29 protein-coding genes are annotated in these 25589 nt (G+C 63.4%); 11 read left to right on the top strand and 18 right to left on the bottom strand.

From position 1 onward, the window contains the following. Window positions 1-46 precede the first annotated feature (46 nt). From O4H62_RS14725 to O4H62_RS14700, 6 genes are all read right to left on the bottom strand, one after another. Window positions 47-202, bottom strand: coding sequence for a hypothetical protein (locus tag O4H62_RS14725; RefSeq protein WP_269388940.1), 156 nt, complete (start codon window positions 200-202; stop codon window positions 47-49). A 152-nt stretch (window positions 203-354) separates the two neighbouring features. Further along, a complete protein-coding gene (locus O4H62_RS14720) occupies window positions 355-597 on the bottom strand; it encodes a DUF1344 domain-containing protein (protein ID WP_269388938.1) in 243 nt (80 codons plus the stop codon). 255 nt (window positions 598-852) lie between these two features. After that, complete coding sequence (locus O4H62_RS14715; protein WP_269388937.1) at window positions 853-1095, bottom strand: DUF1344 domain-containing protein; 243 nt, start codon at window positions 1093-1095, stop codon at window positions 853-855. A gap of 300 nt (window positions 1096-1395) precedes the next feature. Beyond that, a complete protein-coding gene (locus tag O4H62_RS14710) occupies window positions 1396-2280 on the bottom strand; it encodes a DMT family transporter (RefSeq protein WP_269388935.1) in 885 nt (294 codons plus the stop codon). Between the two features lie 136 nt (window positions 2281-2416). Continuing rightward, window positions 2417-2908: a DUF1499 domain-containing protein gene (locus O4H62_RS14705; RefSeq protein WP_269388934.1), complete on the bottom strand. Its 492-nt coding sequence runs from the start codon at window positions 2906-2908 to the stop codon at window positions 2417-2419. 91 nt (window positions 2909-2999) lie between these two features. Then, the gene (locus tag O4H62_RS14700) at window positions 3000-4190 is read right to left on the bottom strand and encodes a PQQ-dependent sugar dehydrogenase (protein ID WP_269389471.1); all 1191 of its coding nucleotides are present in this window, start codon (window positions 4188-4190) and stop codon (window positions 3000-3002) included. Between the two features lie 42 nt (window positions 4191-4232). On the opposite strand from O4H62_RS14700, the gene O4H62_RS14695 reads away from it, so the two are divergent. Beyond that, a complete protein-coding gene (locus tag O4H62_RS14695; RefSeq protein ID WP_269388932.1) occupies window positions 4233-4850 on the top strand; it encodes a hypothetical protein in 618 nt (205 codons plus the stop codon). Further along, window positions 4819-5139: a hypothetical protein gene (locus O4H62_RS14690; RefSeq protein WP_269388929.1), complete on the top strand. Its 321-nt coding sequence runs from the start codon at window positions 4819-4821 to the stop codon at window positions 5137-5139. The genes O4H62_RS14695 and O4H62_RS14690 overlap by 32 nt, the downstream gene beginning before the upstream one ends. Window positions 5140-5168: 29 nt before the next feature. On the opposite strand, the gene O4H62_RS14685 is transcribed toward O4H62_RS14690, so the two are convergent. Beyond that, on the bottom strand, window positions 5169-6113 hold the full coding sequence (locus O4H62_RS14685; protein ID WP_269388927.1) for an EAL domain-containing protein: 945 nt from the start codon (window positions 6111-6113) through the stop codon (window positions 5169-5171). A 186-nt stretch (window positions 6114-6299) separates the two neighbouring features. Between O4H62_RS14685 and O4H62_RS14680 the strand changes: the two genes are divergently transcribed. Then, window positions 6300-7502, top strand: coding sequence for a pyridoxal phosphate-dependent aminotransferase (locus O4H62_RS14680; protein ID WP_269388925.1), 1203 nt, complete (start codon window positions 6300-6302; stop codon window positions 7500-7502). A 79-nt stretch (window positions 7503-7581) separates the two neighbouring features. Here O4H62_RS14680 and O4H62_RS14675 read toward each other — a convergent pair whose 3' ends face one another. The 3 genes from O4H62_RS14675 to O4H62_RS14665 form a co-directional block, all read right to left on the bottom strand. Next, window positions 7582-7986: a DUF2177 family protein gene (locus O4H62_RS14675; RefSeq protein WP_269388923.1), complete on the bottom strand. Its 405-nt coding sequence runs from the start codon at window positions 7984-7986 to the stop codon at window positions 7582-7584. Window positions 7987-8086: 100 nt separating this feature from the next. Then, complete coding sequence (locus tag O4H62_RS14670) at window positions 8087-9037, bottom strand: diacylglycerol/lipid kinase family protein (protein WP_269388922.1); 951 nt, start codon at window positions 9035-9037, stop codon at window positions 8087-8089. Window positions 9038-9181: 144 nt separating this feature from the next. Then, window positions 9182-10093, bottom strand: a complete 912-nt coding sequence (locus O4H62_RS14665; RefSeq protein ID WP_269388920.1) for a LysR family transcriptional regulator — start codon at window positions 10091-10093, stop codon at window positions 9182-9184. Window positions 10094-10185: 92 nt separating this feature from the next. On the opposite strand from O4H62_RS14665, the gene O4H62_RS14660 reads away from it, so the two are divergent. After that, complete coding sequence (locus O4H62_RS14660; RefSeq protein ID WP_269388918.1) at window positions 10186-11223, top strand: NAD(P)H-binding protein; 1038 nt, start codon at window positions 10186-10188, stop codon at window positions 11221-11223. Between the two features lie 361 nt (window positions 11224-11584). Here the strand turns inward: O4H62_RS14660 and O4H62_RS14655 are convergent, their stop codons facing one another. Next, on the bottom strand, window positions 11585-12481 hold the full coding sequence (locus O4H62_RS14655) for a LysR family transcriptional regulator (RefSeq protein ID WP_269388916.1): 897 nt from the start codon (window positions 12479-12481) through the stop codon (window positions 11585-11587). Window positions 12482-12536: 55 nt separating this feature from the next. Beyond that, a complete protein-coding gene (gene trxB / locus O4H62_RS14650) occupies window positions 12537-13511 on the bottom strand; it encodes a thioredoxin-disulfide reductase (protein WP_269388914.1) in 975 nt (324 codons plus the stop codon). A 285-nt stretch (window positions 13512-13796) separates the two neighbouring features. On the opposite strand from trxB, the gene O4H62_RS14645 reads away from it, so the two are divergent. Together O4H62_RS14645 and O4H62_RS14640 are read left to right on the top strand one after the other, a co-directional pair. Continuing rightward, window positions 13797-14267 (top strand): Lrp/AsnC family transcriptional regulator, encoded by a 471-nt coding sequence (locus O4H62_RS14645; protein ID WP_269388912.1) that lies wholly within the window; start codon window positions 13797-13799, stop codon window positions 14265-14267. A 30-nt stretch (window positions 14268-14297) separates the two neighbouring features. Next, window positions 14298-15062: a glycosyltransferase family 2 protein gene (locus O4H62_RS14640; protein WP_269388910.1), complete on the top strand. Its 765-nt coding sequence runs from the start codon at window positions 14298-14300 to the stop codon at window positions 15060-15062. A gap of 29 nt (window positions 15063-15091) precedes the next feature. On the opposite strand, the gene O4H62_RS14635 is transcribed toward O4H62_RS14640, so the two are convergent. From O4H62_RS14635 to greA, 4 genes are read right to left on the bottom strand one after another with little or no spacing between them, the layout of a single operon-like run. Next, on the bottom strand, window positions 15092-16135 hold the full coding sequence (locus O4H62_RS14635) for a glycosyltransferase family 4 protein (RefSeq protein ID WP_269388908.1): 1044 nt from the start codon (window positions 16133-16135) through the stop codon (window positions 15092-15094). Continuing rightward, a complete protein-coding gene (locus O4H62_RS14630) occupies window positions 16132-17079 on the bottom strand; it encodes a glycosyltransferase (protein ID WP_269388905.1) in 948 nt (315 codons plus the stop codon). Before O4H62_RS14630 ends, O4H62_RS14635 begins: the two co-directional genes overlap by 4 nt. Further along, entirely contained in the window at window positions 17072-18142 is a 1071-nt protein-coding gene (locus O4H62_RS14625; RefSeq protein WP_269388903.1) for a glycosyltransferase family 4 protein, read from the bottom strand. Before O4H62_RS14625 ends, O4H62_RS14630 begins: the two co-directional genes overlap by 8 nt. A gap of 37 nt (window positions 18143-18179) precedes the next feature. Further along, window positions 18180-18656 (bottom strand): transcription elongation factor GreA, encoded by a 477-nt coding sequence (gene greA, locus O4H62_RS14620; RefSeq protein WP_269388901.1) that lies wholly within the window; start codon window positions 18654-18656, stop codon window positions 18180-18182. Window positions 18657-18916: 260 nt separating this feature from the next. Between greA and O4H62_RS14615 the strand changes: the two genes are divergently transcribed. Continuing rightward, window positions 18917-19960 carry an endonuclease/exonuclease/phosphatase family protein gene (locus O4H62_RS14615; RefSeq protein WP_269388899.1) on the top strand — a complete coding sequence of 348 codons (1044 nt, stop codon included), beginning with the start codon at window positions 18917-18919 and terminating at the stop codon, window positions 19958-19960. 106 nt (window positions 19961-20066) lie between these two features. Beyond that, window positions 20067-21428 carry an NAD(P)/FAD-dependent oxidoreductase gene (locus tag O4H62_RS14610; RefSeq protein ID WP_269388897.1) on the top strand — a complete coding sequence of 454 codons (1362 nt, stop codon included), beginning with the start codon at window positions 20067-20069 and terminating at the stop codon, window positions 21426-21428. Window positions 21429-21446: 18 nt separating this feature from the next. Here the strand turns inward: O4H62_RS14610 and O4H62_RS14605 are convergent, their stop codons facing one another. After that, window positions 21447-21824, bottom strand: coding sequence for a winged helix-turn-helix transcriptional regulator (locus O4H62_RS14605; protein ID WP_269388895.1), 378 nt, complete (start codon window positions 21822-21824; stop codon window positions 21447-21449). Window positions 21825-21917: 93 nt separating this feature from the next. Here O4H62_RS14605 and O4H62_RS14600 point away from each other — a divergent pair, with 93 nt between their 5' ends. Next, a complete protein-coding gene (locus tag O4H62_RS14600) occupies window positions 21918-22466 on the top strand; it encodes an NADPH-dependent FMN reductase (protein ID WP_269388893.1) in 549 nt (182 codons plus the stop codon). A gap of 366 nt (window positions 22467-22832) precedes the next feature. Here O4H62_RS14600 and O4H62_RS14595 read toward each other — a convergent pair whose 3' ends face one another. Continuing rightward, entirely contained in the window at window positions 22833-23348 is a 516-nt protein-coding gene (locus O4H62_RS14595) for a T6SS phospholipase effector Tle1-like catalytic domain-containing protein (RefSeq protein ID WP_269388891.1), read from the bottom strand. Between the two features lie 247 nt (window positions 23349-23595). Here O4H62_RS14595 and O4H62_RS14590 point away from each other — a divergent pair, with 247 nt between their 5' ends. Together O4H62_RS14590 and O4H62_RS14585 are read left to right on the top strand one after the other, a co-directional pair. Further along, on the top strand, window positions 23596-24024 hold the full coding sequence (locus O4H62_RS14590; protein ID WP_269388889.1) for a hypothetical protein: 429 nt from the start codon (window positions 23596-23598) through the stop codon (window positions 24022-24024). A 134-nt stretch (window positions 24025-24158) separates the two neighbouring features. Beyond that, entirely contained in the window at window positions 24159-25589 is a 1431-nt protein-coding gene (locus O4H62_RS14585; RefSeq protein WP_430538448.1) for an MFS transporter, read from the top strand.

The following is a 25589-nucleotide window of genomic DNA, read 5'->3' as shown; positions in this document are numbered from 1 at the left end:
TTTGGTTGCCTTCCGGTCTCCACTCGGTTTTTCCGGTCGGCGAGCATCATGTCATATCCCGCATTTGCGCGAGGGTTATGGCAGGCAGTTCTTGAAGTGTTTGGAAAGGTCCTGATTTTAACGGCTTCGCCCCTTCACGCGGTTTGGCGTGTGGGCTCTTGTTGAAGTCGTCCGAAGTTTTTTGTGCGGCTTCGGCGCGCATGATTCTGGTCTTCCCGTGTTCGCAAATTGCCCGAACGCATCAAAGATGATTGTTTTGTTGGAAATTGGCAAGCAAAAGTTTGGTGACGCTTGCCAGTCCAGGTTGCCGTCCCTGGCCGGACCACCCGATGTGATCCGGCCAGGCAGGTTCGATTACTCGACGATCGCGATTTCGGTGGCGTCCGTGGTGCCATCGGTGAACATGATCATCACGGTCTTGCCGGCTTCGATGCCTTCAACCGCAACACCCTGGGCGATGGTGTAGACTTCACCGGTTTCGAGTTCGACGGTGTTGGCAGCCGCGTCAAATGTCTTGACGACGCCTTCGATTTCGCCGGCGAAGGCGGTCGAGAGCATGGCTACGGATGCGAAAGCGATTGCAACGATCTTTTTCATTTCAGTTTTCCATAAGTTACCCGATCCGCGACCGGCTGGCAGATGTGCCAGACTGGTGTCGGTAGCGGCGGGACGGCGCTGATATGCGCCGGAAGATTGCGCCGCACAAGCGGCAAAAAGATATATTTTTCAAGGCTGAAAGTGGCTTAATTTCGCCATGATCCGATCAGATCGAGTTGGCTTTTTGTCCATCTTCCAGCCCCGAATCCGGCAGGCCCGGCCAGGCTGGTTCAGCCTTGGCCAGGCCGCCGGAATTCATTCCACCACGCTTACTGCCGTGGCATCGGTGGTGCCGTCATCGTAGGTGATGACAACCTTGCCGCCGGGCTGCAGATTGTCGAGTTGGACGCCATCGGCGACGCGGAACGCCTCGCCGCTTTCCAGGACGATCATCTTGGTGGCCGGATCGTAATTGGTGACCACGCCCTCGATTTCCGCGGCATAGGCGGCTCCCGCCAGACCAAGCAGCGAAACGGTGGTGATGATGATTTTCTTCATGATGATGTCTCCCTTGTTTTGCGTGCACCGGTATTGGTGCTTGCAGGACCAAATCTGAGGGTGACGAGCTCGATATGCAAATCACTTGGCGTAAATAAAATCAACAATATCAATGACATAATCTTGCCACAATGGGGCAGGGAACGCAGCTTGAAAACAGCCGGAAAAGGCAGCCGGGATTAAAACTCTTGAACGAGAAGCGTTTGCCGCGCCTCGTTTCCGCCCGGAATATGGCCGGTCTGGGACGGGGCGCGTGATGGCGCGATCACGAACCGTGGCGCGGCCGATCGCAAAAGGCGTTCAGGAGACGGTCCTGGGTCTCATCATCGGGCCGAGTTCTGCCAGAAGGATCGCCATGAAGATTAGCAGGCCGCCGGCATAACCCAGGAGCGGGATCTGTTCCCCGAGGATCAGGGCGCCGAAAAGGGCGGCGAAAAGCGATTCCGTTGACAGGAAAATCGCGGCTTGCGGGGCGGTGGTGTAGCGCTGGCCGATGACCTGCAGCGTAAAGGCCAGACCGGTGGCGATCACGCCGGCAAACAGGATCTCGGGCAGGGTGGCGATCACCGCGTCCAGGACGAAGCTCTCCGTGGTCAGGCCGGCGGCGAGGCCGAGCGCGCCGGCAAGCGAGAACTGCACGAAGGACAGGGTCAGCGGGCGTCCGCTCGGGCCGACAAAACGGCCGACCAGAATGACCTGCAAGGCCCACATCGCGGCGCAGCCGATGGTCAGCAGGTCGCCCTTGTTGAGATCGGCGAGACTGCCGCCGGCCAGCATCCAGATCCCGGCAAAGGTCATCATCACCGCCGGCCAGATCACCGGATGCGGCGGCTGACGCAGCACCAGGAGGGTGATGAAGGGAACGAAGACAACATACAGGCCGGTCAGGAAGCCCGAATTGGTCACCGTGGTAATGGTCAGGCCGACCTGCTGCAGCGCCATGCCGAGAAACAGCGCCAGTCCGATCAGGGCGAAGCCGCGCAGATGGGCGGGTGAGACGGGACGGTCGGCCTTGCGGGCCTCCATCCAGGCGAAGGGCGCCAGCACGACCGAAGCGACGAGGAAGCGCAGGCCGATGAACAGGAAGGGACCGATATTGTCCATTGCCGTCGACTGCGCGACAAAGCCCGCGCCCCAGATGGCGCCAGCCGAAAGCAGCAGCAGATTTGCAAGATGACGCGGCATGGAACTGTCCGGGCAGGAGGAGTGATCCCGGACGGCTAGCAGGTGCGTTTCGGGGCGGCAAGAGGGAGACGGGGTGAAATTCCCTTGCCCACCCCATGGGCCACCCCATTGTTGCCGCCGCCGTGCATGCCCGGCTTCAGCGGATGTTGAACAGGGCCTCGAGGCGGAGCCGGTTCTTGCCCATGTCGCTTTTTCCCAGTTGCGCGGCGGCATAGGCCATGATGCCGGTGCGGCCGTCAGGCATGACCCTGGCTTCCAGGTGGATCACGTCGGGAAACCGCATCAGCGGCGAGTAGGTGACAAAGCGCGCCCTGGCCGGATCCTTGCGGTCGTCGATCCTGCGGGCGAGTGGATCTGAACTGATGAGCCGTTGCGACAGCCGCTCGATGGCGATCGCCGGCGCATCGTCAACGGGCGCAATCTCGAAATCCGGCTCAACGCAAAGACCGGGGCTGCAGGCCAGCGCATCGTTCGGGGTCGGGCTGCGCCGGTTGGTGCTGAAGTCGCGCGCACCGCGATCGGGCGATCCGGCGAACAGTTCCCAGGTGCGTTCACGGCCGATCAGGATGAAGGCTGCCAATGCTGCGCCGACTAGTATGACGAGAGCCAGCAGTATTGTTTTCAGCATCGTCTCACTCGTTTCCAAAAAGCGCCGGCCATTGCTGCGTTTCGGGGCGCTGCACGTGCTGGCTGGTCAGGCAAACCCTGAATGCCGAACACTAATTGCCGGATCCGGGTGCCCGCGTCAAACGCAGGATCGACCCGTTGTCCTCGTCGGTAACCATCAGCACAGCGCCGTCGGGGGCGACGCGGACATCGCGAATTCGCCCGTAGCTGCCCTTGAGCAATCGTTCTTCGGACAGCACTTCGCCGGATTCCTCGTCGAGATCAAGCCGGACCAGCAGCTGGAACTTCAGGGCCGCGACCAGGAGGTCGCCATCCCATTCCGGAAACATCTCGCCGCGATAGACTGCCATGCCGCCGGGTGCGATGGAGGGATCCCAGTAATGGAGCGGCTGTTCATAACCTTCGGCCGTGGTGCCCACACCGATTTCCGCCCCGGAGTAATGACGCCCGTAGGAGATCGTCGGCCAGCCGTAATTCAGTCCGGGCTGGGGCCGGTTGACTTCGTCGCCGCCGCGGGCGCCATGCTCGACCGAATACAACTCACCGGTTTTCGGATCGATGTCGAGGCCTTGCGGGTTGCGGTGGCCTTTCGACCAGAGTTCGGCTGCTACGTCACTCGTGGCATTGGGGCTACCGGGTGCAAACGGATTGTCGGCCGGAACCGAACCATCGGCGGCGATCCTCAATACGGCGCCGGCATGATCTCTGAAGTTCTGCGCCCGTTTGCTCTCGCCACGGTCGCCGATGCTGAAAAACAGCGTCCCGTCCGGTGCCACGGCGATGCGGGATCCGAAATGCTGCCCCGCTCCGGTAAACTTGTTCATCCGGAAAATCTCGGTCACATCCGAAAGCGCCATTCCGTCTTCGGACAGGCGGGCGCGGGCAATCGCGGTGCCCAGGCCGCTGTCGTTTCGGGTCGAGTAGCTCAGGAAAATCGTCCGGCTGGCAGCAAAGTCATTGGCCAGCGCGACGTCTAGCAGACCGCCCTGGCCAGCCGCAGCCATTTCCGGCAGGCCTGAAACCGGCGCAGAGACCACGCCGTCGCGCACCAGGCGCAGGGCGCCGCTGCGTTCGGTGACGAGAATGGACCCGTCGGGCAGCGGCTCAACGGCCCATGGATGATCGAGGCCGGAGGCGAGCAGCTCGACTTCGACGCTCACCTCGCTTGTCGGGACGATTTCGCCCGCCGGGACGCTTGCGGCCGATGCCAGCCATAGCGCCGCCGACAGGCCGATGAATGTGTTTGCGGCTCGCTGCCTTGCCGGGATCGGATCTCTTGCCATCGTCGCCTCGCTTGCGGTCACTGTTTGCACTCCTGAACAGATATGGTGCGTCAAAGACGCGGGAAAACCCCTGCAAGTGAAACCGTGCCGGTGACGGTGGTTGAAATCCGGCTACACTCTCTCGCCATGGACAGCGCTGATTCGCCCATCAAGCCCTCACTCCCTGCTGCCGAGGCGGGGCGACAGCGCGCTGTCTGGCGGGGGAGTGTGCTCGCCCTTCTGCTTCCCGGTCTGGTGATTGCGGCAGGCTATGGCGCGCTGTGGATCTGGCTTTTTGTGAACGGCCGGGGAGAGGGTGCGCTGGCGCGCGTCTGCCTGATGGTCCTGATTCTTGTCGTTCCGTCGCTGCTTGCCTATGCCGGGCTGCGCCTGTCGACCATGCGGCTGACGCTTCGCGGCGCTCATCTGGAAGCGCATCCCGGGTTCCCGGCCCGCGACCCGGTGATCATGGCCTATGCGGCGGTAACAGGTTTGTCGCTGCGCCGCGGCCTCTCGGGCTGGATCACCGGCGCCGGATCGCTGGTGATCGAACGGGTCAACGGCGCGCCGGTGGTCATTTCAGGGCTGAAGAATCCGGATGCGGCGCTGGCCGATCTTGCGGCGCGGTGCGAAGCGTTCAGCAAGCAGAATGCCGCAGACAGGTTTGCAACCGACCGGTAAACCCGGCGTCCGCCTGCGGATGTTCGGCCTGATGCGTTTGGCTGAGCTGACGGTCGAGCATTGCATGGGGCTCGGCGCGGGCCTGGAACACCAGCACCGACAGCAGGATCAGGCATCCCATCGCCGCCATCAGCGCTATTCTCAACGCTGTGACAGCTTCCTGGCGGGCGGGTTTGACAAGCAGAAAGTCATCTTCCGGAATCATCGTCTTTCCCCGTTCTTCGCTGTTCGGGGATCATCTAACAGCCGGAACGCGTCGCCAATCGGACCGGATTGTGGCGGTGCCTGAGTTTTGTGGTGTCAAGAATGTGTTTCGGGTTAACGCCTGCGCTTGCCGAAGGCCGCGGCGCGTCTCGGAGCGACGGCCTGCGGGATGAATTCGCTGGCAGTTGCCGCGGCCGGAACTTCGTGCCGGACGGTGGAGGTGTGGGCGGGGCGGACAAGGTCGCCGGCCTGGGAGAGTTCGGGTTCGGGGAAGCGGTCGTCGAACGTTCTGGGCACGATTTCCGGGCGCGCAAGCGCGTATCCCTGCATCAGCTGAACGCCGATTTTCTGGCAGAACTCGACCTGATGTTCTTCCTCAAGCCCCTCGAACAGCACCGTGATGCCGCGTGCCTTGAACTGTTCGACCATCAGCTTGAGCAGACCCATGCCGGCGGAGGTTTCGGTGAAGCGGCGCACCCAGGCCGCATCGAACTTCAACACATCGGGTTTGAGGTCGTCTACCCGCTGGGAGTCCGAATCGTCGGCGCCGTAGTCATCAACCGCGATCTTGAAAAGCCGCGAGCGCAAGCCGCTGACCAGCCGGCCGAGCACCTTCTCATCGCCGCTGCCCTGTTCGGTGATTTCGCAGACAATGCGGCCGGGCCTCAGGCCCGCGCGCACGGTCACCTCGACCATGCGATCGACTTCGGCATCGATGTCGCCGAGGACATCAAACAGGCCGGGATTGAAGTTGATGAACAGCTTGGCCTTGCGGCGGCCGAGTTTGCCCATGTTGAGAATGTGCAATTCCCGGCACAAGGTGTCGACCATAACCGCGTCGGCTTTCTCGACCATCGAGAAGAAATGAGGGGGCGACACCGGCTTGCCATCCTGCTGGGCGCGGATGAGGGCTTCGAACGCCTCGATCGTCAGGTGGCCCTGCTCGTTCTGGCTGAAAATCGGCTGGAAGGCCGAACGCAGGATAAAGGGGCCGTAGGAGGTTGTGTAAAATCCCCGGTCGTCCTGCAGAAAATGCGGTTCACGATGCCCGGCCATCATGTCCTGGACTCCGATTTCCGTTTCGTGTCGATTCGGAATCCTAGACGCCAATTCTTTCCGCAAGGTTAAATCAACCGTTACAAGCTTACCTGGCGGCTTGCATCACAGGGCGCGTTGCGACATAGAAGGCAACGGGCGCGGGCGCCGCGTCCCTTTGCATTACGTCCCAGCACCGGAGCGCATTTCATGGCCTTTCTCGCCAACGCCCTTTCCCGGGTGAAACCGTCCGCCACCATCGCCGTCAGCCAGAAGGCGCGGGATCTCAAAGCCAAGGGCCGCGACGTCATCGGGCTTGGTGCCGGCGAGCCGGATTTCGACACCCCGGACAACATCAAGGCTGCGGCGATCGACGCGATCAACCGCGGAGAAACAAAGTACACCGCGGTCTCGGGCATTCCCGAACTGCGCAAGGCGATTGCCGCGAAGTTCAAGCGCGAGAACAATCTCGACTACGGCTGGCAGCAGACCATCGTCGGCACCGGCGGCAAGCAGATCCTGTTTAATGCCTTCATGGCGACGCTGAACCCCGGCGACGAAGTCATCATTCCGGCGCCCTACTGGGTCAGCTATCCGGAGATGGTGGCGATCTGCGGCGGCACCTCGGTGTTCGTGCCGACCACGATCGAGAACGGCTTCAAGCTGGCCGCCGCCGATCTGGAAGCGGCGATCACGCCGAAGACCAAGTGGCTGATGTTCAATTCGCCGTCCAACCCTTCGGGCGCGGCCTATACCGAGGCCGAACTCAAGGCTTTGACCGAGGTGCTGATGCGCCATCCGCATGTCTGGATCCTGTCCGACGACATGTACGAGCACCTGACTTACGGCGATTTCGTCTTCACCACGCCTGTCCAGGTCGAACCGGCGCTGAAAGACCGGACGCTGACCATGAACGGCGTGTCGAAAGCCTATGCCATGACCGGCTGGCGCATCGGCTATGCGGCCGGTCCGCTGGAGCTGATCAAGGCCATGGACATGATCCAGGGCCAGCAGACCTCGGGCGCCTGCTCGATTGCGCAGTGGGCCGCGGTCGAGGCGCTCAACGGCACGCAGGACTTCATTGCGAAGAACAAGGAAATCTTCCGTGGCCGCCGCGACCTCGTGGTGTCGATGCTCAACCAGGCCAAGGGCATCCAGTGCCCGGTCCCGGAAGGCGCGTTCTACGTCTATCCGTCCTGCGCCGATCTGATCGGCAAGACCGCGCCCTCGGGCAAGGTGATCGAAACCGACGAGGATTTCGTCACCGAACTGCTTGAGACCGAAGGTGTCGCCGTGGTTCACGGATCGGCCTTCGGCCAGGGGCCGAACTTCCGCATTTCCTACGCCACGTCGGAAGAGCTCCTGGAAGAGGCCTGCAACCGGATCCAGCGGTTCTGCGCGTCCCTGCGCTGAGCGGGACTGCCGTTTCTGCCGGGCTGTTCAAACGGTCCGGCCTGACGAGATCGACCGCCCCCGGGCGGTCGTTTTCGTTTCAGACCCAGCGCAGCATCCAGTAGCCTGCCGCCGACGCTGCTGCCGTCAGCGCGGTTCCCCATGCCATGTCGACGAGGCTCATGACCACCGGCCAGTCCTTCAGCGTCGCCATGTTGGTGATGTCGTAGGTGCCGTAGGCGGCAAAGCCCAGTATGGCGCCGAGCAGCAGGGCATCCTGCAGCGAGCCCGAGCGGAAAGCCGGTGCGGAAGCGAGCAGCACGACGACCGCCGAATACATCACGTAGAACAGGGCGGCGATTGATAGCTTCGGTTGATCGAGCATCAGCTCGCCGAGCTGGCGGGCGTAAAAGCCTCTGGCGACAAGGCCCAGCCAGACGGCATCGATGATCAGGATGAAGGCGGCGGTTCCGGCCCAGGCCTTGAGAAAGCCCGCGGGGATCATCGTTCAACCCCGCCAGCGGTCCCGCAGGGGTGGAACGCCGTGCCGGTGATGTGTGTCTGTGGGGTCATGGAAAGCCTTTCCGGGATGACGGGATGCATTGTCATGCCGACGCCAGTCTCCGGTCGGGAGCATCGGCATCGGCGAGGGCTGCTGTGGTCTTGGGGACAAGCGTGCGCAGTGCGCCGGGATGGCACACGCATTCGACTTCGCGTTCCAGCGGAATGATCTCGCCGTCGATCGCGGCCTTCGAACTCTTGCGTGCGGTCGGGAACTTCAGCGTGACCCTGTCTGCCGTCTCGACGCTGACATCGGGATCCTCGCTGAGCCTGCCGACGGCGGCGCGAAGGGCCATGCGGAACACGGTGCCAGGCTCGAGCGCGCGCGAGCAGTAGACGCCGAGAACGCCCTCGTCGAGCTGTGCGGCGTAGGCAAGCGGCGTATCGCCGAACAGGTTGTTGGAAATCGAGACTGCCGAGACGAGCCGGCGAGAGCGACCGGAACCGGTGTCGATCTCGACCCCGAGCTGCGGTGGCTTGAGGATCACGCGTCCCAGTGTCTTGATCGTCGAGGTGATCTTGCGGAACCGGGTCGAGGTGTCTAGGCTTGCGCGCTGGTGCACCATGCTGGCGTGCAGGCCGACGGAGAATTGATGGACATAGGGGCGGCCATTGGCGGTGGCGATGTCGAGCGGCCGCTCGTCGGCCTGCGCCAGCGCATCAAGGGCTTCCTCGGGATCGAGCGGAAGTCCGAGGCTGCGAGCAAACATGTTCATCGTGCCCAGCGGGATCACGCCGAGGGTCTTGCCTGACCTGAAACAAGCACCCGCCGCGGCCGATATGGTACCGTCGCCGCCGCCGGCGACGATGATGTCGGTCTGACTGTCGTCCGCGGCCTGGTTGAGGGTCCTGACCAGGTCCTTGCCCGAGACCAGGCGGGGAATGCATTCGCCGCCGCGCTTTGACAGCTTGGCGCAGGCCATGTCCGCGAATTCCCGGGCGTCGAGACCCCTGATGGTGCCGCCGTCCTGGTTGAGTATCATGGTGATGCGCATGTGAGACCCCGTGAGCGTGGAACGACGCAAGACAACAGTCCTGCCGGGAGAAAGTTCCATCCACCTGTCAACCCGCGAGGTATACGGTGGCGGCGCGGCAGTGGATCACTCTGACGGATAAGCATAAATAAATATGCATATCGGTCAGGTTGCCGTCTTGGCTGCCGAGCCGCGGTAGGCGATGAGGGCTTCGGCCAGCGCATCGAAGACAACGCGGCAGCGGGGAACCATCCTGAGGTTCTCGTGCATGACCAGGTAGGTCATCAGGTGCGGCTCGATCTGATCTGCCATCAACCGCACGAGGTCAGGATCGCGGGCGGCGAGGGGGATCTGGCACATGCCGATGCCGCCGCCGGCCCGGATCATCGCCAGCTGGGCGACATTGCTGTCGGACCGGAAATCGAAGCGCAGCTGTGCAAACACCGGATAGGCCTTGAACACGTCGCGGACATAGGGGAGCTGCCGGTCGAAGCCGATCAGCCGGTGTGCGGACAGATCCGCGAGAGTGGTGGGCGTGCCATGCCGCTCGAGATAGCGGCGATGGGCGAACGCGCCGGTCGGAATGCCGCCGATCCTGCGGCTGACCAGGGCGCCCTGGGTCGGCTCCACCATGCGCACGGCGATGTCGGCCTGCTGCTTGAGCAGATCCTCGACCGCATCGGAGGGCGAGAGCTCGATCGCCAGCCCCGGATAACGCTCCTGCAGTTCGCTGAGGATTGGCGGCAGAACTTCCAGCCCGATGACCTCGCTGGCGCTGATGCGCACCGTGCCCTCGGGGCTTTCGCTGTCCCCGGAGGCAGCCCGCGCCAGGGCCGCGGCGCTAGCAGCCATGGTCTCGGCATAGGAGCGCATGCTCAGCGCCGTTTCGGTGGGTAGCAGGCCCTGATGCGAACGCAGGAACAGCGGTTTGCCCGCAGCCGCTTCGAGCGCATCGAGATGCCGGGCGATGGTGGGCTGCGTGAGCCCCAGGGAACGCGCGGCGCCCGACTGCGATCCTTCCTCGAGGATGGCGAGCAAGGTGCGGTAGTGATCCCAGTCAAGCACAGATTTAGTCATACAAAAATGTATATCAGTTCCAGATATTATCGCAATTCCGTTTAGCAAGGCTCTCGACCATATTGGCCTCATCGAAACTGATGGAGAGCAAGATGACTGAGAACGAACAGCATGCAGCGCATTCCGGACACAAGCCGTTGGCGCTGATCCTCGGGGCAACCGGCGGGGTTGGCGGCGCGGTTGCCACGAAACTTCTGGCCAATGGCTACAGCGTGCGGGCGATGCACCGGAATGCGGCTGCCAACGCCGTCAAGTCGCCGGAATACGACTGGGTCGATGGCGATGCGATGAACCGGGACGATGTGATCAAGGCCGCCGCCGGCGTCGGCCTGATCGTGCACGCGGTCAATCCGCCCGGATACCGCAACTGGGGCAAGCTGGTGCTGCCGATGATCGACAACACCATCGCCGCGGCGGAAGCGAGCGGCGCCCGCATCCTGATGCCGGGAAATGTTTACAATTTCGGACCGGAGACCTTCGGGTCGATTGCCGAGGACAGTCAGCAGAACCCGTCAACGGTCAAGGGCAAGATCCGCGTTGCACTGGAGGAGCGGCTGGAGGCTGCGGCCCGGCGCGGGACCCAGGTGATCCTTGTCAGGGCAGGGGACTTCTTCGGTCCCGGCGCGGGCGGCAGCTGGTTTGCCCAGGGGGTGGTCAAGCCGGGCGCGCCAGTCAAGACGATCACCAACCCCTCCGATCCTGGCGTCGGGCATCAATGGGCCTATCTGCCCGATGTCGCCGAGACCATGGTGCGGCTGGTCGCCCGGGCGGATGAACTGCCATCCTTTGCCCGGTTTCACATGGAAGGGTTCTGGGATCATGACGGCCGGCAGCTGGCCAATGCCATCCGCCGCGTCACCGGCCGGACCGAACTGCCGATCAAGCGCTTTCCCTGGTGGGCGCTGCGTCTGGCCCAACCCTTCGTTCCCGTATTCCGGGAGCTGCTGGAAATGCGCTATCTCTGGCAGAGAGAGTTGCATATGCGGAATGACAGGCTGGTGGCGTTCCTTGGCGCGGAGCCTCACACACCCATCGACCAGGCCGTGCGCGAGACGCTGATCAGCCTGGATTGCCTGGATGGCCATGCGAACCCGGGATCGGCCAGGAATCTTTCGCTTTCGGCCGGATGAGCATGAGAGGCTGCGCGGGCCGGGTCCGATCCCGAACGGGAGCAGGATCCGGCACCGGCTGGCGCAAGCCAAAAAAAATGGGCCGCGAGATTGCTCTCGGGCCCAATAGGTATGAAGGTCAAAAAACCTCCAGAGGGGAACAGCTCATGCGGCGGCACTGGGAGGAGTAGGCCGCCAAAGGTGCATCAGCTGTAGTCGATATGGTGCTTATTTATGCAATGCGCAAGGCAATGATGTGCATGTCAGCTATGCGGATAGCGCATGGCAACCGGATTGATTAAAAAGCAGGCAAAAAAATATATGCAAAATCATTGATCAGATGAAGGTCGCCTGCTCCGATCCGGCGCTAAGGCGTGTTCGATCAGAAACTCCAGTTGCGCGCCTTCGAGATCAGGAAATCACGGAAGGCTTTGAGTTTAGCCGCGTTTTTCATTTCCTCCGCATAGCAGAAATAGGTGTCGAATGAGGGAATGTCGGCGGTAAGATTGAGCTGCACCAGCGCCAGGTCGCGGTTGATCATGTAATCGGGCAGCAGCGAAATGCCGGCGCCGTTGAGCGTGGCCCGCCGGACCGACGGCAAATTGTTGATCTGCAGTTGCGCCTGACGCCGGTTTTCCGGGCTGCGGCCGGCGGTTTCAAGCCAGTTCACATCAGTCAGATAAGCCGGAGCGGGTTCGCCGAAGGTGATGATTCGGTGGTTGTCGAGATCCTCGATGGTCTTGGGTTCTCCATGACGCGCCAGGTAGGTGGGCGAGGCGTAGATGTGCATGTGCACCGTGAACAGGCGGCGCTGGATCAGGTCGGGTTGCTGCGGCTGGCGCAGGCGGATGGCGCAATCGGCCTGGCGCATGTTGACGTCGAGTTCCTCGTTGTCGAGCAGCAGTTGCACCTGGACGTCGGGATAGAGCGTCTGGAATTCCTGCACCTTCTCGGTGAGCCAGCCCTGGCCGAAGCCAACCGTGGTGGTGACGCGCAATTTGCCCGATGGCCGCTCGCGGGTTTCGGTCAGCTGGTTGCGCACCGATTCCAGCTTCATCAGCACTTCGTGCGCGGTCTGGTAGAGGATCTCGCCCTGTTCGGACAGGATCAGGCCGCGGGCGTGGCGGTGAAACAGCTTGGCGCCGATATCCATTTCCAGCGCGGAGACCTGCCTTGATATGGCGGATTGCGACAGATGCAGCTTCTCGGCGGCATGGGTGAAGGAGCCGGCTTCCGCGGCGGCATGGAAAATGCGCAGTTTGTCCCAGTCGAGTGGCATCGCGCTCTCGTCCCCCTTGGCCCGTTGGTCGGGCCTCTATCCGGCGCTTATGCGCCTATTCGGCGGCTTCGGCGTGCCTGACGTGACCTGCCAGATAGCGCTCGGCCTCCAAGGCCGCCATGCATCCCATACCGGCTGCGGTGACCGCCTGACGGTAGATGTCGTCGGTGACATCGCCGGCGGCAAAGACGCCGGGAACATCCGTGGCAGTCGAATCCGCCGCTGTCCACAGATAACCGTTCGCCTTGTGCTTGAGCTTGTCCTTGAACAGGCTGACGGCGGGCGCGTGCCCGATGGCGACGAAGACGCCGTCGATTGGCATGTCGGTGGTGAGCCCGGTCTTGCGGTTCTTCAGCCGCACGCCGGTGACGGAGGCGGGCATCGGCGGCTTTGCCGGCGTGCCCAGGTATTCGACCACCTCGGTGTCCCAGATCACGTCGATATTGTCTTTCTCGAACAGCCGCTGCTGCAGGATCTTTTCCGAGCGGAAGGAATCGCGGCGGTGAACCACGGTGACATGCGCTGCAAGGTTGGAAAGGTACAGCGCCTCTTCGACCGCGGAGTTGCCGCCGCCGACCACGATGACTTTCTTGCCGCGGTAGAAGAACCCGTCGCAGGTGGCGCAAGCCGAGACGCCAAAGCCCATGAAGTCCTTCTCGGTCGGGATGCCGAGCCACTTGGCTTGGGCGCCGGTCGCAATGATCAGCGCGTCGCAGGTCCACACCGCGCCGGAATCCGTCGTCACCGTGAACGGCCGGTTGGTCAGTTCGACCTCGGTGACAAGGTCGTTGACGATTTCGGCGCCGACATGTTCGGCCTGCTTGAGCATCTGCTCCATCATCCAGGGACCCTGCACCGGATCGGCGTAGCCGGGATAGTTCTCGACATCCGTGGTGATCATCAACTGTCCGCCCTGTTCCATGCCGGCGATCAGCACCGGTTTGAGCATGGCGCGCGCGGCATAGATCGCGGCGGTGTAGCCGGCGGGGCCTGAGCCGATGATGAGGACGGGGACGTGGCGAGTGGACATGGAACGATCCTGAAACAATGGTTGCGAATGCCAGTTTGGGGCATCCCCGGTGACGCATCAATGACGAAAGCCAAGTTTTTGGCAGGATGCGCCACAATGGTCTGCGACTTACCACCATTTAGGTGCGGGTGAGCCAGTGTTTCAAGCTTGCCCGCACAGTTACGCACAGAACTTCGCGTCAGGAAAGCCGCGGAGGCTTTACAGATGCTGCGCGCTGACGCAATTAAGTTTCGTTGGCCTGCGGTTTTCCTGCGGGACGGCGGTGCTGAAGACAGGGAAAATTTCATGGCGATCAAGGCCGAACTCGATGCAATCGACCTCAAGATCCTGCGTGAGCTGCAGAAGGACGGGCGCATGACGAATGTCGACCTGTCGGAGCGGGTCGGCATCTCCGCGCCGCCGTGTCTGAGGCGCGTGCGCAAGCTCGAGCAGGCAGGAATCATCCGCGGCTACCGGGCGCAGCTGAATGCGCCGAGCCTCGGCTTCGACCTCGTGGCGTTCTGCATGGTCGGGCTCAAGCACCAGACCGATGCCAACCTGAAGGCGTTTGCCGCCAGGACCAATGAATGGCCGATCGTGCGGGAAACCTGGATGGTGTCGGGCGAAAGCGATTTCCTGCTGCATTGCGTGGCGCGCAATCTCAGCCATTTCCAGGATTTCGTCATCGAGGAACTGACGGCCGCCGAGAACGTCGACACGGTCAGAACCATGCTGACCATCCGTCAGGTCAAGGACGAGGGACTGGTGGCGCTGTAGGCGGTTTTCCAGGATGATGGAGGCAGATGAATGAAGCCGACGATCAGCGCCGTCATCATCACCCGCAACGAGGCAGAGATGCTGCCTGGATTGCTGGAGAGCCTGCACTTCTGTGACGAGATCGTGGTTGTCGACAGCCACAGCGATGATGTGACGCGGGATATCGCAGACTCCTTCAAGGCAAGGGTCATCGTCCGCGACTTCAACGGGTTCGGCGACCAGAAGGAGTTTGCCCGGACCCAGGCGGGGTGCGACTGGGTGTTGTCGCTCGATGCCGATGAGCGGGTTCCCGCGGTTCTCGCCGACGAAATCCTCTCCACTGTCGCGGCCGCGAAGCACGACGCCTACCGGATCCCGCGGCTGTCCTATTTTCTCGGCAAGCCGTTCCGGCATTCCGGCTGGTGGCCGGATGCGCCGCTCAGGCTGTTCCTCAAGGATGCCGCCCATTTCAACCTGAAAAAGGTGCATGAATTCGCCGAGACCGACCGCCCGACGGGGACGCTCATCCATCATCTCGACCATTTCACCGTGCGTTCGCTCGGCCAGGCGCTGGCGAAGGGACAGCACTATTCGGTGCTTGGCGCCGAACAGTTGAAGCAGGCGGGCCGCAAGGTTTCGCTGCCAAGCCCGTTCGCGCACGCGTTGGGGGCGTTTTTCAAGACCTACGTCCTCAAGCGCGGCTTCCTTGGCGGCGTCGAGGGGTTCGTCAATGCCTGGATCCACGGGCAGACGGTGTTCTGGAAATACATGATCGTCTATGTCGACCGCCGCAGCGGGCAGCGACGGCAGCGCTAGCGGCCGGGCCGGGCTATCCGTCGCGGCCCTCAGGCGCCGGCGAGACGGCTGTAGATCTCGATGTGCCGGGCAAGAAAGCTCTCGAGCGAGAACATCTGACGGGCGCGTCTGGCGGCGGCCTCGCCATAGTCCCTGCGCATTGCGGCATCTTCGGACAGGGCAATCAGGTTATTCGCCAACGCTTCGGCATCGCCCGGCGGGCTCAACAGCCCTGTCGCCTTGTCGGCGACGGCTTCGACAATGCCGCCGGCTGCGGTGGCTGCCACCGGCCTGCCGGCCCATTGTGCCGCGCACAGGCTCGAGCCAAGCCCTTCCTCGCGGGACGCCAGCGTTACGATGTCGGCGCCCTTGATCAGCGCGGCCACGTCATCGCGCCAGCCCAGGAAGGTCACCCTCGGCAGACCGGCGGCCTGGCGGCGCATCGCCGCGAGCCCGGGCCCGTCGCCGGCCAGGACGAGATGCGCATTCGCCGCCCTCCTGTGCGCGAGGTCCCAGGCCGTGAGCAGGGTGTCATGGTCCTTTTCGGCGGTGAAGGCGGCGACGCAGAGGATGAGCGTGGTGTCTTCGCCAAAGCCCAGACGCTCGGGCAGGGCGGCGGCAAGCGCTGCCTCGTCCACCGCATCGTGAATGATCTCGATCCGGTTGCCGGCGACGCCACCGTCGCGAAGGGCCTGGTAACCGGCCTTCGAGATGGTGATGAACTGATCCGCCGCGCGGTAGACCAGGCCGCCCCGGCATCTGAACGCGTTGCGCCGCGAGACGATCAGGCGCTGCCGTCCGCCAAGCGTTGCCGCAACGGCCGTCTTGTGCGCCCGGTTGGAGTGGGCGTGCACGAGATCGATGTTCTCCGCGCCCAGCAGGTTCCTGATCCGCATGATCGAAGCCACATCAAGCATCCCGCGGCACTTGACCGGCAGTTTCTTCGCCTCCGCGGGGAGGCTCCTGAACAACCCGGATTTGCCCGGCACGCCATACCATTCGGCGATCCCCGGTTTTGTCTGTCCTGCCAGCAGCATCAGCTGCTGCTCACCGCCGCGAAGTCCCTTTTCGCTCGACAGGTGCAGCAGGTTCATCGGCGGTCACTGCCCAGAAGGTCTTTCAGCCGGTCGCCAAAGCCGGATCGTATCGCGTCGAAGCCGGCGCGTGCGCGGGCGCCGATTTGTGCCTTCTGGTCCGCCGGCATTGCCATCGTCTTGACGATGGCGGCCTCGAATGCCGACTGGTCCACCTGGAAACAGGTACCGAGATGGCGCGGGGTGCTTGACGCGGCCTCGACCAGCAGGCCCGACTGTGCATCCACCAGTTCGTTCATCGGCGGGGCGTCGGTGGTGATCACCACGGCGCCGGTCGACATCGCCTCGACGATGTAATGGCCCCAACCTTCCGCCTGCGAGGGACAGAGATGGATGCCGCAGGCATTTTGCAGGGCGCGCATCTCCTCGTCGCCGAGATATTCGCTGATCAGCCTGACATTGGACGGCACCGAGGACGGTGCCAGCTTGGCGTTCATCACCAGCGTCAACTCCGGCCACTCCGGGTGAGCCCGCCATGCCGCCAGCACGGCTTCCGTGCCCTTGAGCGTGCTGGCGCCGGCAATGTGGACAAACCTGTCTCGGTCCTTGGGTGTCGTGGCAGACGCCCTGTCTTCCGAGGTGAAGCCGAGGAAAAACGTTTCAGCGCCTTCTTTGGAAAACACATCGGCGGCGTGCCGGCTCTTGCACAGCACCAGGTCGATATGCCGGAGGCGGCCGAGGTGGCGGCGCGGAAAGCGCTCCTGGTTGGGCAGCAGGTAATGGATGTCGGCGGCGGAGTACCAGGCCGGGTAAACCCGCTCGATATGGATGGCGATGCGCGCGCGCCGGGTTCTGAGCAGACGCTCCCTGAACGGCCGGCCCTTGTGGTCGGCGTGGCCGATCGAATGGGGCAGGCCGGCGGCGCGGATCGCCTCCTCGAGCAGCAGGCTGTCCTTGGTCAGGCCGTACTTCGAGTCCTTGCCGATGATCAGGATGTCAAGCATGGGCCTTGCGCCAAACCTCTTCATAGGTTTTGGAAAGCCGCTCGGCCTCGCCCTCAATGGTGAAATTGGCCAGCACATGCGGCCGGGCCCTGCGCGTGGCGGCATCGCGCCGGGCATCGTCATCCATGAAAGCGGCGGCCGCTGCGGCGAGCGCGTCGAGATCGTCCTTGGCAACCACCACCCCGGTTTCATCAGTTCCTTGCGCGATGATTTCCTCGAAGGCGCCGACATCGGTGGCGACCACCGGCACGCCGCTCGCCTGCGCCTCAAGCGGGGTCAGGCCAAAGCCCTCCCAGCGCTGTGGTGCGACGAACAGGTCGAGCGCGCGGTACCAGTCGTTGATATTCGTGTGCTCGCCGACGAACAGGATGCGGTCCTTGAGGCCGGCCGCTGCAACACGTTCCTTGAGCTCCGTGAGAAAGGATGCGTGGCTGGCGGTGGCGCGGCCGGCGACGATGGCGCTCCAGCCCGGCCGCGACGGCAGCAGCCGGATCATCGAATCGACGAAGAGATCGGTGCCTTTCTGGCGGCGGATGCGGCCGAAGCAGCCGGCCAGCTTCTGGCCCTCGGGCAATGACAGCGCGCGCCGCACCCCGGCCCGGTCAGACGGCGGCGAAAACCGTTCGGCATTGATGCCGTGCAGGCTGACCCGGTTCGGAACCTTCAGGTAGGAGGCGGTCTTGTGGCTGGTGGCGATGACGCTGTCCATGCGCGAGATCAGGAACCGGGTCCAGTTCGAATGCACCCGCTGCGAAGCGGAGGTGAACACCAGCCTCAGCGGCATGCGCAGGATGTCGCGCATGACCACGCCCATCAGCATCTCGACATTGCGCCGCGCGTGCCAGATCCGAAAGGGCCGGCCTTGCGGCGCGCGCCACAGCCGCGGCAGGTCGCGGTAGCGCAGCCGCGGCAGATGGTCGGGCAGGCCGGGGCCGAAAACGGCAATCTGCTGCCCAAGCCGGTTCTGCACCGGGATCAGCTGGATGATCGACGTCGTCACCCCGGACAGGCGCCGCTTCAGATTGGGGGCGATGACAAGGGTCCGCGATGGATCGGAAAGCATGGGATCTCACCCTGACCCTGGTTTGGACGTGACGGGCTCAGCCCCACTTCACCTCAAGGATTTCGTAGGCCTTGGAGCCGCCCGGAGCGACAACCTCGATGGAATCGCCCACCGACTTGCCGATCAGCGCGCGCGAGATCGGCGAGGAAATCGAAATCCGGCCCGCCTTCACGTCGGCCTCCTGGTCGCCGACGATCTGGTAGGTGCGCTCTTCCTCGGTGTCCTCGTCAACCAGCCTGACGGTGGCGCCGAACTTGATGGTGTCGCCGGACATCTTCGATACATCGATGATCTCGGCGCGCGAGGTGAAGTCCTCAAGCTCGCCGATGCGGCCTTCATTGTGGCTCTGTGCTTCCTTGGCGGCGTGATATTCGGCATTTTCCGAAAGGTCGCCATGGGCGCGGGCTTCGGAGATCGCCTCGATGATCCGCGGCCGTTCGGATTGCTGACGCCAGCGCAGTTCTTCCTGCAGCTTGGCATAGCCTCCTTGCGTCATCGGAACCTTCTCAACCATCAGTCTATTCCTTGTTCATATCGTCCTGGCGCTATGATCATCGGCGGCAGGACACAAAAAGAAAACGCGCCCCGAAGCAGATACTTCGGAGCCGTCCCAGAGTCTCTTTTTCAGGCTTATCAAATTCGATCAAAAAATTCACCTGAAAAAAGAGATGGCAAATCGCCGTTCGTGACGGCTGGCGAAAAGCGGCAATTGGTCTGGCATTACTTCGGTGTCATGATGCCGCGTTACAAGTGCTAAGCAAGCGGGGATGCGCCATGGCGGTTGTGAAGGTCGCAACATTCAATCTCTATCACTTCGCGGCGCCGGGGATTTTCTGGCACGAGCGCAAGCTTTCGGCGACCTATTCGGAAAACCAGTGGGCGGAGAAGAAAGCCTGGATCGCCAGCCTCGTGGCGCGCATGGATGCCGATGTGATCGGCTTTCAGGAGGTGGTTTCGCACGAGGAGCTGGCAGCGCTGATGGCGGCCTGCGGCTATCCCCATTTCTTCTCAACCGGGCACCCGATGTTCGACCCGGACGATCCGGCGATCTATGTCAACGCCACGGTGGCGATCGCCTCGCGCCACCCCTTTGTCAGCGCCCATCCGCTGTCGGGTGTCGCCGGCCTGCCCGACGACACCGTGATCGACGCCGATTTCAATTTCTCCCGCACCCCGGTTGACGCGGTGATCGATCTGCCGGGGATCGGCCGGACGCGGATCTTCGTCTGCCATTTCAAGTCGCAGGGCGCCTTCGTCGATGACGACGAGATCGACGCGATTGCCGGCTGGGACGCCAAGATCCGCACCACCTACATGGAGCGCGCCATGGCCGGGGTGAACCAGGTGGCCAAGCGCGCCGCCGAAGCCGGCGCCATCTACCGGCTGTTCCGGCAGGTGATCGATACCGATCCGGATGCGCCGGTGATCCTGCTGGGCGATCTCAACGAGGCGCCGGGCTCGCACACGATCTCGATCCTGACCCAGGCCGACCGGGTCTGGTCCTGGGGCAGCGTTGCTGCAGACGCGGTTCCCGAGGAATTCGCCTATCTCAAGCATGTCTACAAGCTCTACGACGCGTTCAACCTGGTGGTGATGCAGGGGCTGACGCGGCCCAACACCCATGGCGGCATCGTCTCTGGATCGGTGCTCGATTACTGCGTTGTCTCCAACGGGCTCAATCCGAAGAACCCCCGGCGGCGCGGCGCGGTGATCAAGACCGAGGTGTTCGACGAGCATTTCGAGATCGGCCCGCCGAAAGACCGTGCGTCGGATCATGCCCCGGTGGTGATGACGATCGAGGCCATGGACGAGGGCTGAGATGCGACATGGGGTTGCGCCTGGCCGGCCTTGATTTTGGGCGGGAGCGGCCGCAAGATCGCCGTCAGATAACAGCCTTTCTCGCCCTGACCTTCCCGGAGCCCTTATGTCCGCACGTCCTGCCGCCCCGATCACCGCGGCGTCTCCCGTAACATTTTCCGACCCGCTGCCCGCTGAGGTCGATGTCGTCATCGTCGGCGGTGGCGTCATCGGCATCATGAGCGCGCTCTATCTCAACCGGATGGGCTTGAGTGCCTTCGTGGTCGAGAAGGGCAGGGTGGCGGGCGAGCAGTCCTCGCGCAACTGGGGCTGGATCCGCCAGCTTGGCCGCGACGAGGCGGAACTGCCGGTGATGATGGAAGCGTCCCGGCTGTGGGAAGAGATCGACAATCAGACCGGCAACCGCACCGGCTTCCGCCGCTCGGGCATCATGTATCTGGCCAGCACCGACAGCGAGATGGAGGCGCAGGCCCGCTGGCTCGATGTGGCGCGGCGGCATCAGCTCGATGTGCGCGCGATCGATGGCGACGCGGTCGCCGGGCTGATCGATACCGGACCCGGTGGCAAGCGCTGGGCCGGCGCCGTCTGGTCGCCCACCGATGCGCGGGCCGAGCCCTGGGCCGCAGTGCCGGCGGTGGCGGAACTGGCGCGCAGCGAAGGTGTGGGCATTCGCGAGAATTGCGCCGCGCGTACCTTCGAGCGGGCGGCCGGAAAGATCGCGGGTGTGCACACCGAGCACGGGTACATCAAGGCGGCGCAGGTGGTGGTCGCGGGCGGGGCGTGGACGTCGCTGCTGCTCAGGCGGCACGGCGTGTCGATCCCGCAACTGATCGTGCGCTCGTCGGTGGCACGCACGGCTGAAATGCCGGAGGTGTTCGCGGGCAACGCGCTCGACGAGGAGCTCGCCTTCCGCCGCCGCGAGGATGGCGGTTACAGCGTCTCGGCGCTTGGCAGCCATGACCTGATGATCGGGCCGGACGCGTTCCGGCATTTCTTCACCTGGCTGCCGGTCGCGGTGAAGTCGCTGGGTCACACCCGCTTCCTGCCGTTTTCGCCGCGGCACTATCCAGACGCCTGGGGGACGCCGCGGAACTGGAGCAAGGACGAGGAAACGCCGTTCGAACGTTGCCGCGTTCTCGATCCGGAGCCCGAGCACCGCCGGACGGAACCGACGCGCAAGCGTTTTGCCGCCCGCTTTCCCTCGCTGGGCGAGCCGGAGCTTCTCAATGTCTGGGCGGGGATGATCGACGCGATGCCGGACGTGGTGCCGGTGGTCGACCGGGTGCCGGGCCACGACGGACTGATCGTCGCCACAGGCATGAGCGGCCACGGCTTCGGCATCGGCCCTGGCTTCGGCAAGGCCATCGCCAACATCGCCGCCGGCCGGCCCACCGGGCATGACCTCACGCGTTTCCGCTTCTCGCGCTTTACCGACGGCAGCCGGCTGGTTCCGGGTCCGTCGCTGTAGGTGGCAGCTCGGTAGCTGTCAGCGAGGCTCAGTCGCCCGCTGGTCGTAGGCCTGCCTTGCCTTGAGAACACGGGCGTGGTTGGCGACCGCCCATTGGCCGAGTGCCGCGACCGGCTCCAGCAGTTCCGCGCCGAGTGCGGTAAGCTCGTAGTCGACGCGCGGCGGAACGGTGGGGTAGACGGTGCGGGTGACGTATCCGTCGCGCTCGAGCCCGCGCAGGGTAATGGTGAGCATTTTCTGCGAAATCCCCTCGACCGCGCGCTTGATCTCGGAAAAGCGCATCCGGCCGTGCCCGAGCTTGCTGACGACCAGCACGCTCCACTTGTCGCCGACCAGTGAAATCACGTCATTTGCGACCTGGCACTGGCCGGGTTCGTGAAGGTCAGGTGGTTTCATCGAGGTGCCTCAGGTTCAAAAAAGTGCCGTCTTGTGGCCGGTGATACGGTTTCATAAGTAGCGTCAGTCACTTTTTTATACAAGGAAATCCCGATGACAAAAGTTGCTGTCCTGGTTGGCTCGCTGCGCAAGGATTCGATCAATCGCAAGTTCGCCCAGGGCCTGGAAAAACTGGCCGCCGGCAAGCTGGAGTTCGTCTATGCCGATCTTGCCAGCCTGCCGCACTACAATGACGACCTGTGGGAGAACCCGCCGGAAGCGGTCACGGAGCTCAAGGCCACCATCGACGCGGCTGATGCTGTGCTGATCGTCACGCCCGAATATTCCCGCACCTATCCCGGCGTGCTCAAGGACGCCATCGACTGGGCGGCGCGCCCCTGGGGCAAGAACTCCTGGGGCGGAAAGCCGCTGGCGATCACCGGTGCCTCGCCCGGCGCCATCGGCACTGCCATCGCCCAGCATCAGCTGCGCACCACCATGGTCGCCGTCGGCACCGCGGTGATGGGGCAGCCGGAACTCTACTACGCCTTCAAGCCCGAGCATTACGATGCCGGTGGTGCGATTACCGACGAGGCGACGAAGAGCTTCCTCGAAGGCTGGCTCGGCAGCTTTGCCGACTGGATCGCCAAGACCGGGAAGTAGACTTTCCAGACGGCAGGGTTCGTGGTGGGGCAGTTCCTGCCGGGTCCCAATCTCCCCCCTTGCGGGGGAGATGTCACGAAGTGACAGAGGGGGGGTGATCTCACTCCGGTCGCTGGCTCAATGGTAACTCGAAATGCCCACCCCCCTCTGTCTGCTACGCAGACATCTCCCCCGCAAGGGGGGAGATAGGTGGGCTCAGTGACTGTCTTCTCAATGCTCACGCCCCCGGCGCCGGCCGCGTTTTCACCACTTCATATTTCACGGGCAGGTTCGGCGGCTTGTAATCGGCGCGTTTCTCAAGCCGCTCGATCACCGCTTCGTGCAGCTTGGGGCCCCCTCGGGCACGCGGCGGCAATCGAACACCGGTCAGTAGACCCTGCCGATCTGCAGTTGCCGGTAGAACGAGGTCTTCGGCAGCTTGCGCGGCAGGAACTCGACGAAGCCCCAGGCGAAGTTCATCGAATTTTTGATGTCGGCCAGCGGATCAGGCGCGCCAGGCATAGTGCACCAGCTGCAACTGCTCTTCCCTGACCAGCCGAAATTGCGGATGAAGCGGGCGTGCAGCCGGGCGGTGCAGGCGCCGCGGGAGAAGCCGAAAATATAGATCCGGCCACCATATCCATGGTGCCTGACCAGGAATTCGTAGGCCTGCATCACGTTGTCGGCAATGCCGGCGCCGGTGGCAAGCCCGAGCACGATGCGGGTCTTCGATTTCAGCTGCTGCCACCAGCCGCTGAGCACGAAGGTGCCGACGCCGGGCTGGTAGAACACCAGCTGGCTCCTCGACCGCTTGAGCGAGCCATAGAGTCTCAACACATTGGTGCGGTCGCCGGAAATCTGGTTCGACGTGCCGTCCAGCAGTATGACGATGTTTTTGGCCATGGGACGGCCCTCCACCGCCGGAAGGATACGCGAAGGCGGGGAGGCGGCAATCTGAGGTGGCATGCCGGATAATCTCGTGGTGGGCCTGCCGTGTGATCCGGGACCTTCAATCTGGCGCCGAGCACGAAAAAATGGTTCCATGCGGGCAGCGGAACGAGGTGGCGCCGGCTCATGCAAGGCCAGTTTTGATCAGTGTGCCGACCGTTCACCGCCGTGGAAATGCAACAGCAGTTTGAGGGATGGTTTCGTGGATGCGCTCGACAAATTCCTGCCAAAGGCACTGCTTGCAGTTTCGACCGGTCTGCTCTGCTGGCGAGTCCTGGGGATGATCGAGTATGTGTTCCCGAATCTGAACCTGGGACTGCAAAACAGCGGTTTTCCCGCGGGCCTGCAGTTTCAGCATTTCTTCGCCCTCGTGCTCACCGGGGCCATTTTCGTTTTCGGCTACCTTGGCCGATGGCCGCACACGCCTCATGCGAGCATCACGATGTATGCCGTGCTCGCTACGCTCTGTTTCGTCGAAACCATCGACTTCGGAGCCTTTGGCGGCGGGGTGACGGGCGTGACGATCATGCTCGCGGAATTTGCCCTCTATGTCGGGCTTGCGACCTACCTGATCCGCTCGCCTGCGATCCACCGCCGTTTCCGCCAGCCTCTGCCTGCGGGCAAGGCGTGAAATGCCGGCGAATGCAGTTCGGGCATGCCGCGGCAAAGTTCCGGAAAAAAGTGCTTTACCTCAAGTGGACTTGAGGGAGTATCACTCGATCTCCTTGTGTGGAGACGCTGTGCATGACCGAACTTGAGAGCGACCTGAAAGAGGTCTCGGACCGACGCGATCCGGATCTGCCCGGCGGCTGGGGGGAATTGTTGCAGCCCCGGAACCTGGCGGCGACCACGACCCTGTGCCTGGGGGTGGGACTGTTCGCCTTCAACGAGTTCTTCATTTCAACCGCGCTGCCCACGGCCGTGAGCGAACTTGGCGGTGCGACGCTTTTGTCCTGGGCTTTGACCCTCTACCTGGTGTTTGCGATCGTCGGCGGGATGATGGCGGCAGACATGAAGCGGCGGTTTGGCGCCCGCGCTACGCTTCTCGCTTCTGCCGCCGTGTTCGTGGCCGGAACCCTGCTCGCCACCACCGCCGGCAGCATGACGGAGGTGCTGGCCGGGAGGCTCTTGCAGGGGGCGGGCGAGGGGGTCGTCGCGGCTTTGTGCTATGCGCTCATTCCCGAACTGTTCCCGTCGCGCCTGGTGCCCAAGGTGTTCGGCGCGGAAGCCATCGTCTGGGCGGTCGCCGCCTTCGCCGGTCCGGTTCTTGCCGGAGCGCTCACCGAATACTGGTCGTGGCGTGCGGCCTTCTTCATCAGCGTACCGGCGGCGGCGATCTTTGCCGTGCTTGTCGTCATGATCGTTCCCCGGCGTGGTCCGGTGATCCACACGCGCAGCGCCATCCCGTTTGCGCGGCTCGTGGCGGCGGGAACGGCGATCCTCATGATTTCCGTGTCCGGCACGATCGACCGGCTGTCGTACATGTCAGCGCTGCTTCTGGCCGCGGGTGTGACCCTGGTGCTGGCCGTGCGCAGCGATCTCCGGTCGCGCAACCCGGTGCTGCCGCGGCAGGCCTTCGGGTTCGACACTCCGCTCGGTACGGGGTTCTGGGTCGTGATTCTGATGCCGCTTGCGCATGCGGCGGGCTCTGTGTTCCTTGTCTATGCGCTGCAACACCTGTGGGATCTTCGCCCGACCGCTGCCGGTGCGCTCAGCGCGGTGCTGGCTATCAGCTGGAGCTTCACCGCGATCGCCGTGGCGAGCCTTCGGTCCCGGTCCGCGCGCCATCGTCTGCTGCTTGGCGGACCTGTGCTGTTAGCCGTAGGGCTTGCAGGGCTGACGGTTGCGAGTGCGAGCGGGGCGCTCTGGCTGGTGCTTCCGGCCCAAATCGTCTCCGGTGCCGGTTTCGGCGTCAGTTGGGGAACCTTGAGCCAGCTGATGATGGAGCTGTCGGACGACGCCGAGCGCGACCGCACGTCGGCGATGCTGCCGACGCTGCAATCGGCCGGCTATGCCATCGGAGCGGCGTTCTTCGGTCTCGTCGCCAATAGCATGGGCTTTGCCGAAAGCGTGCCTGACGCAGTGTTGCGGGCGGCGATGCTGGCGGTGTTCGGCGGAGCAAGTCTGATTGCGGTCGTGTCCATCTTCTTCGGCTTGCGCATGGCTTCACTCGCCCGGGCGCAGGGCCGGTTCTGA

Origin of the sequence: Parahoeflea alexandrii (assembly GCF_027214025.1) — a bacterium.
Taxonomy (GTDB): Bacteria; Pseudomonadota; Alphaproteobacteria; order Rhizobiales; family Rhizobiaceae; genus Hoeflea; species Hoeflea alexandrii_A.
The sequence above is the reverse complement of the archived record's forward strand: the minus strand, read 5'-3'. Positions and strand labels throughout refer to the sequence as shown.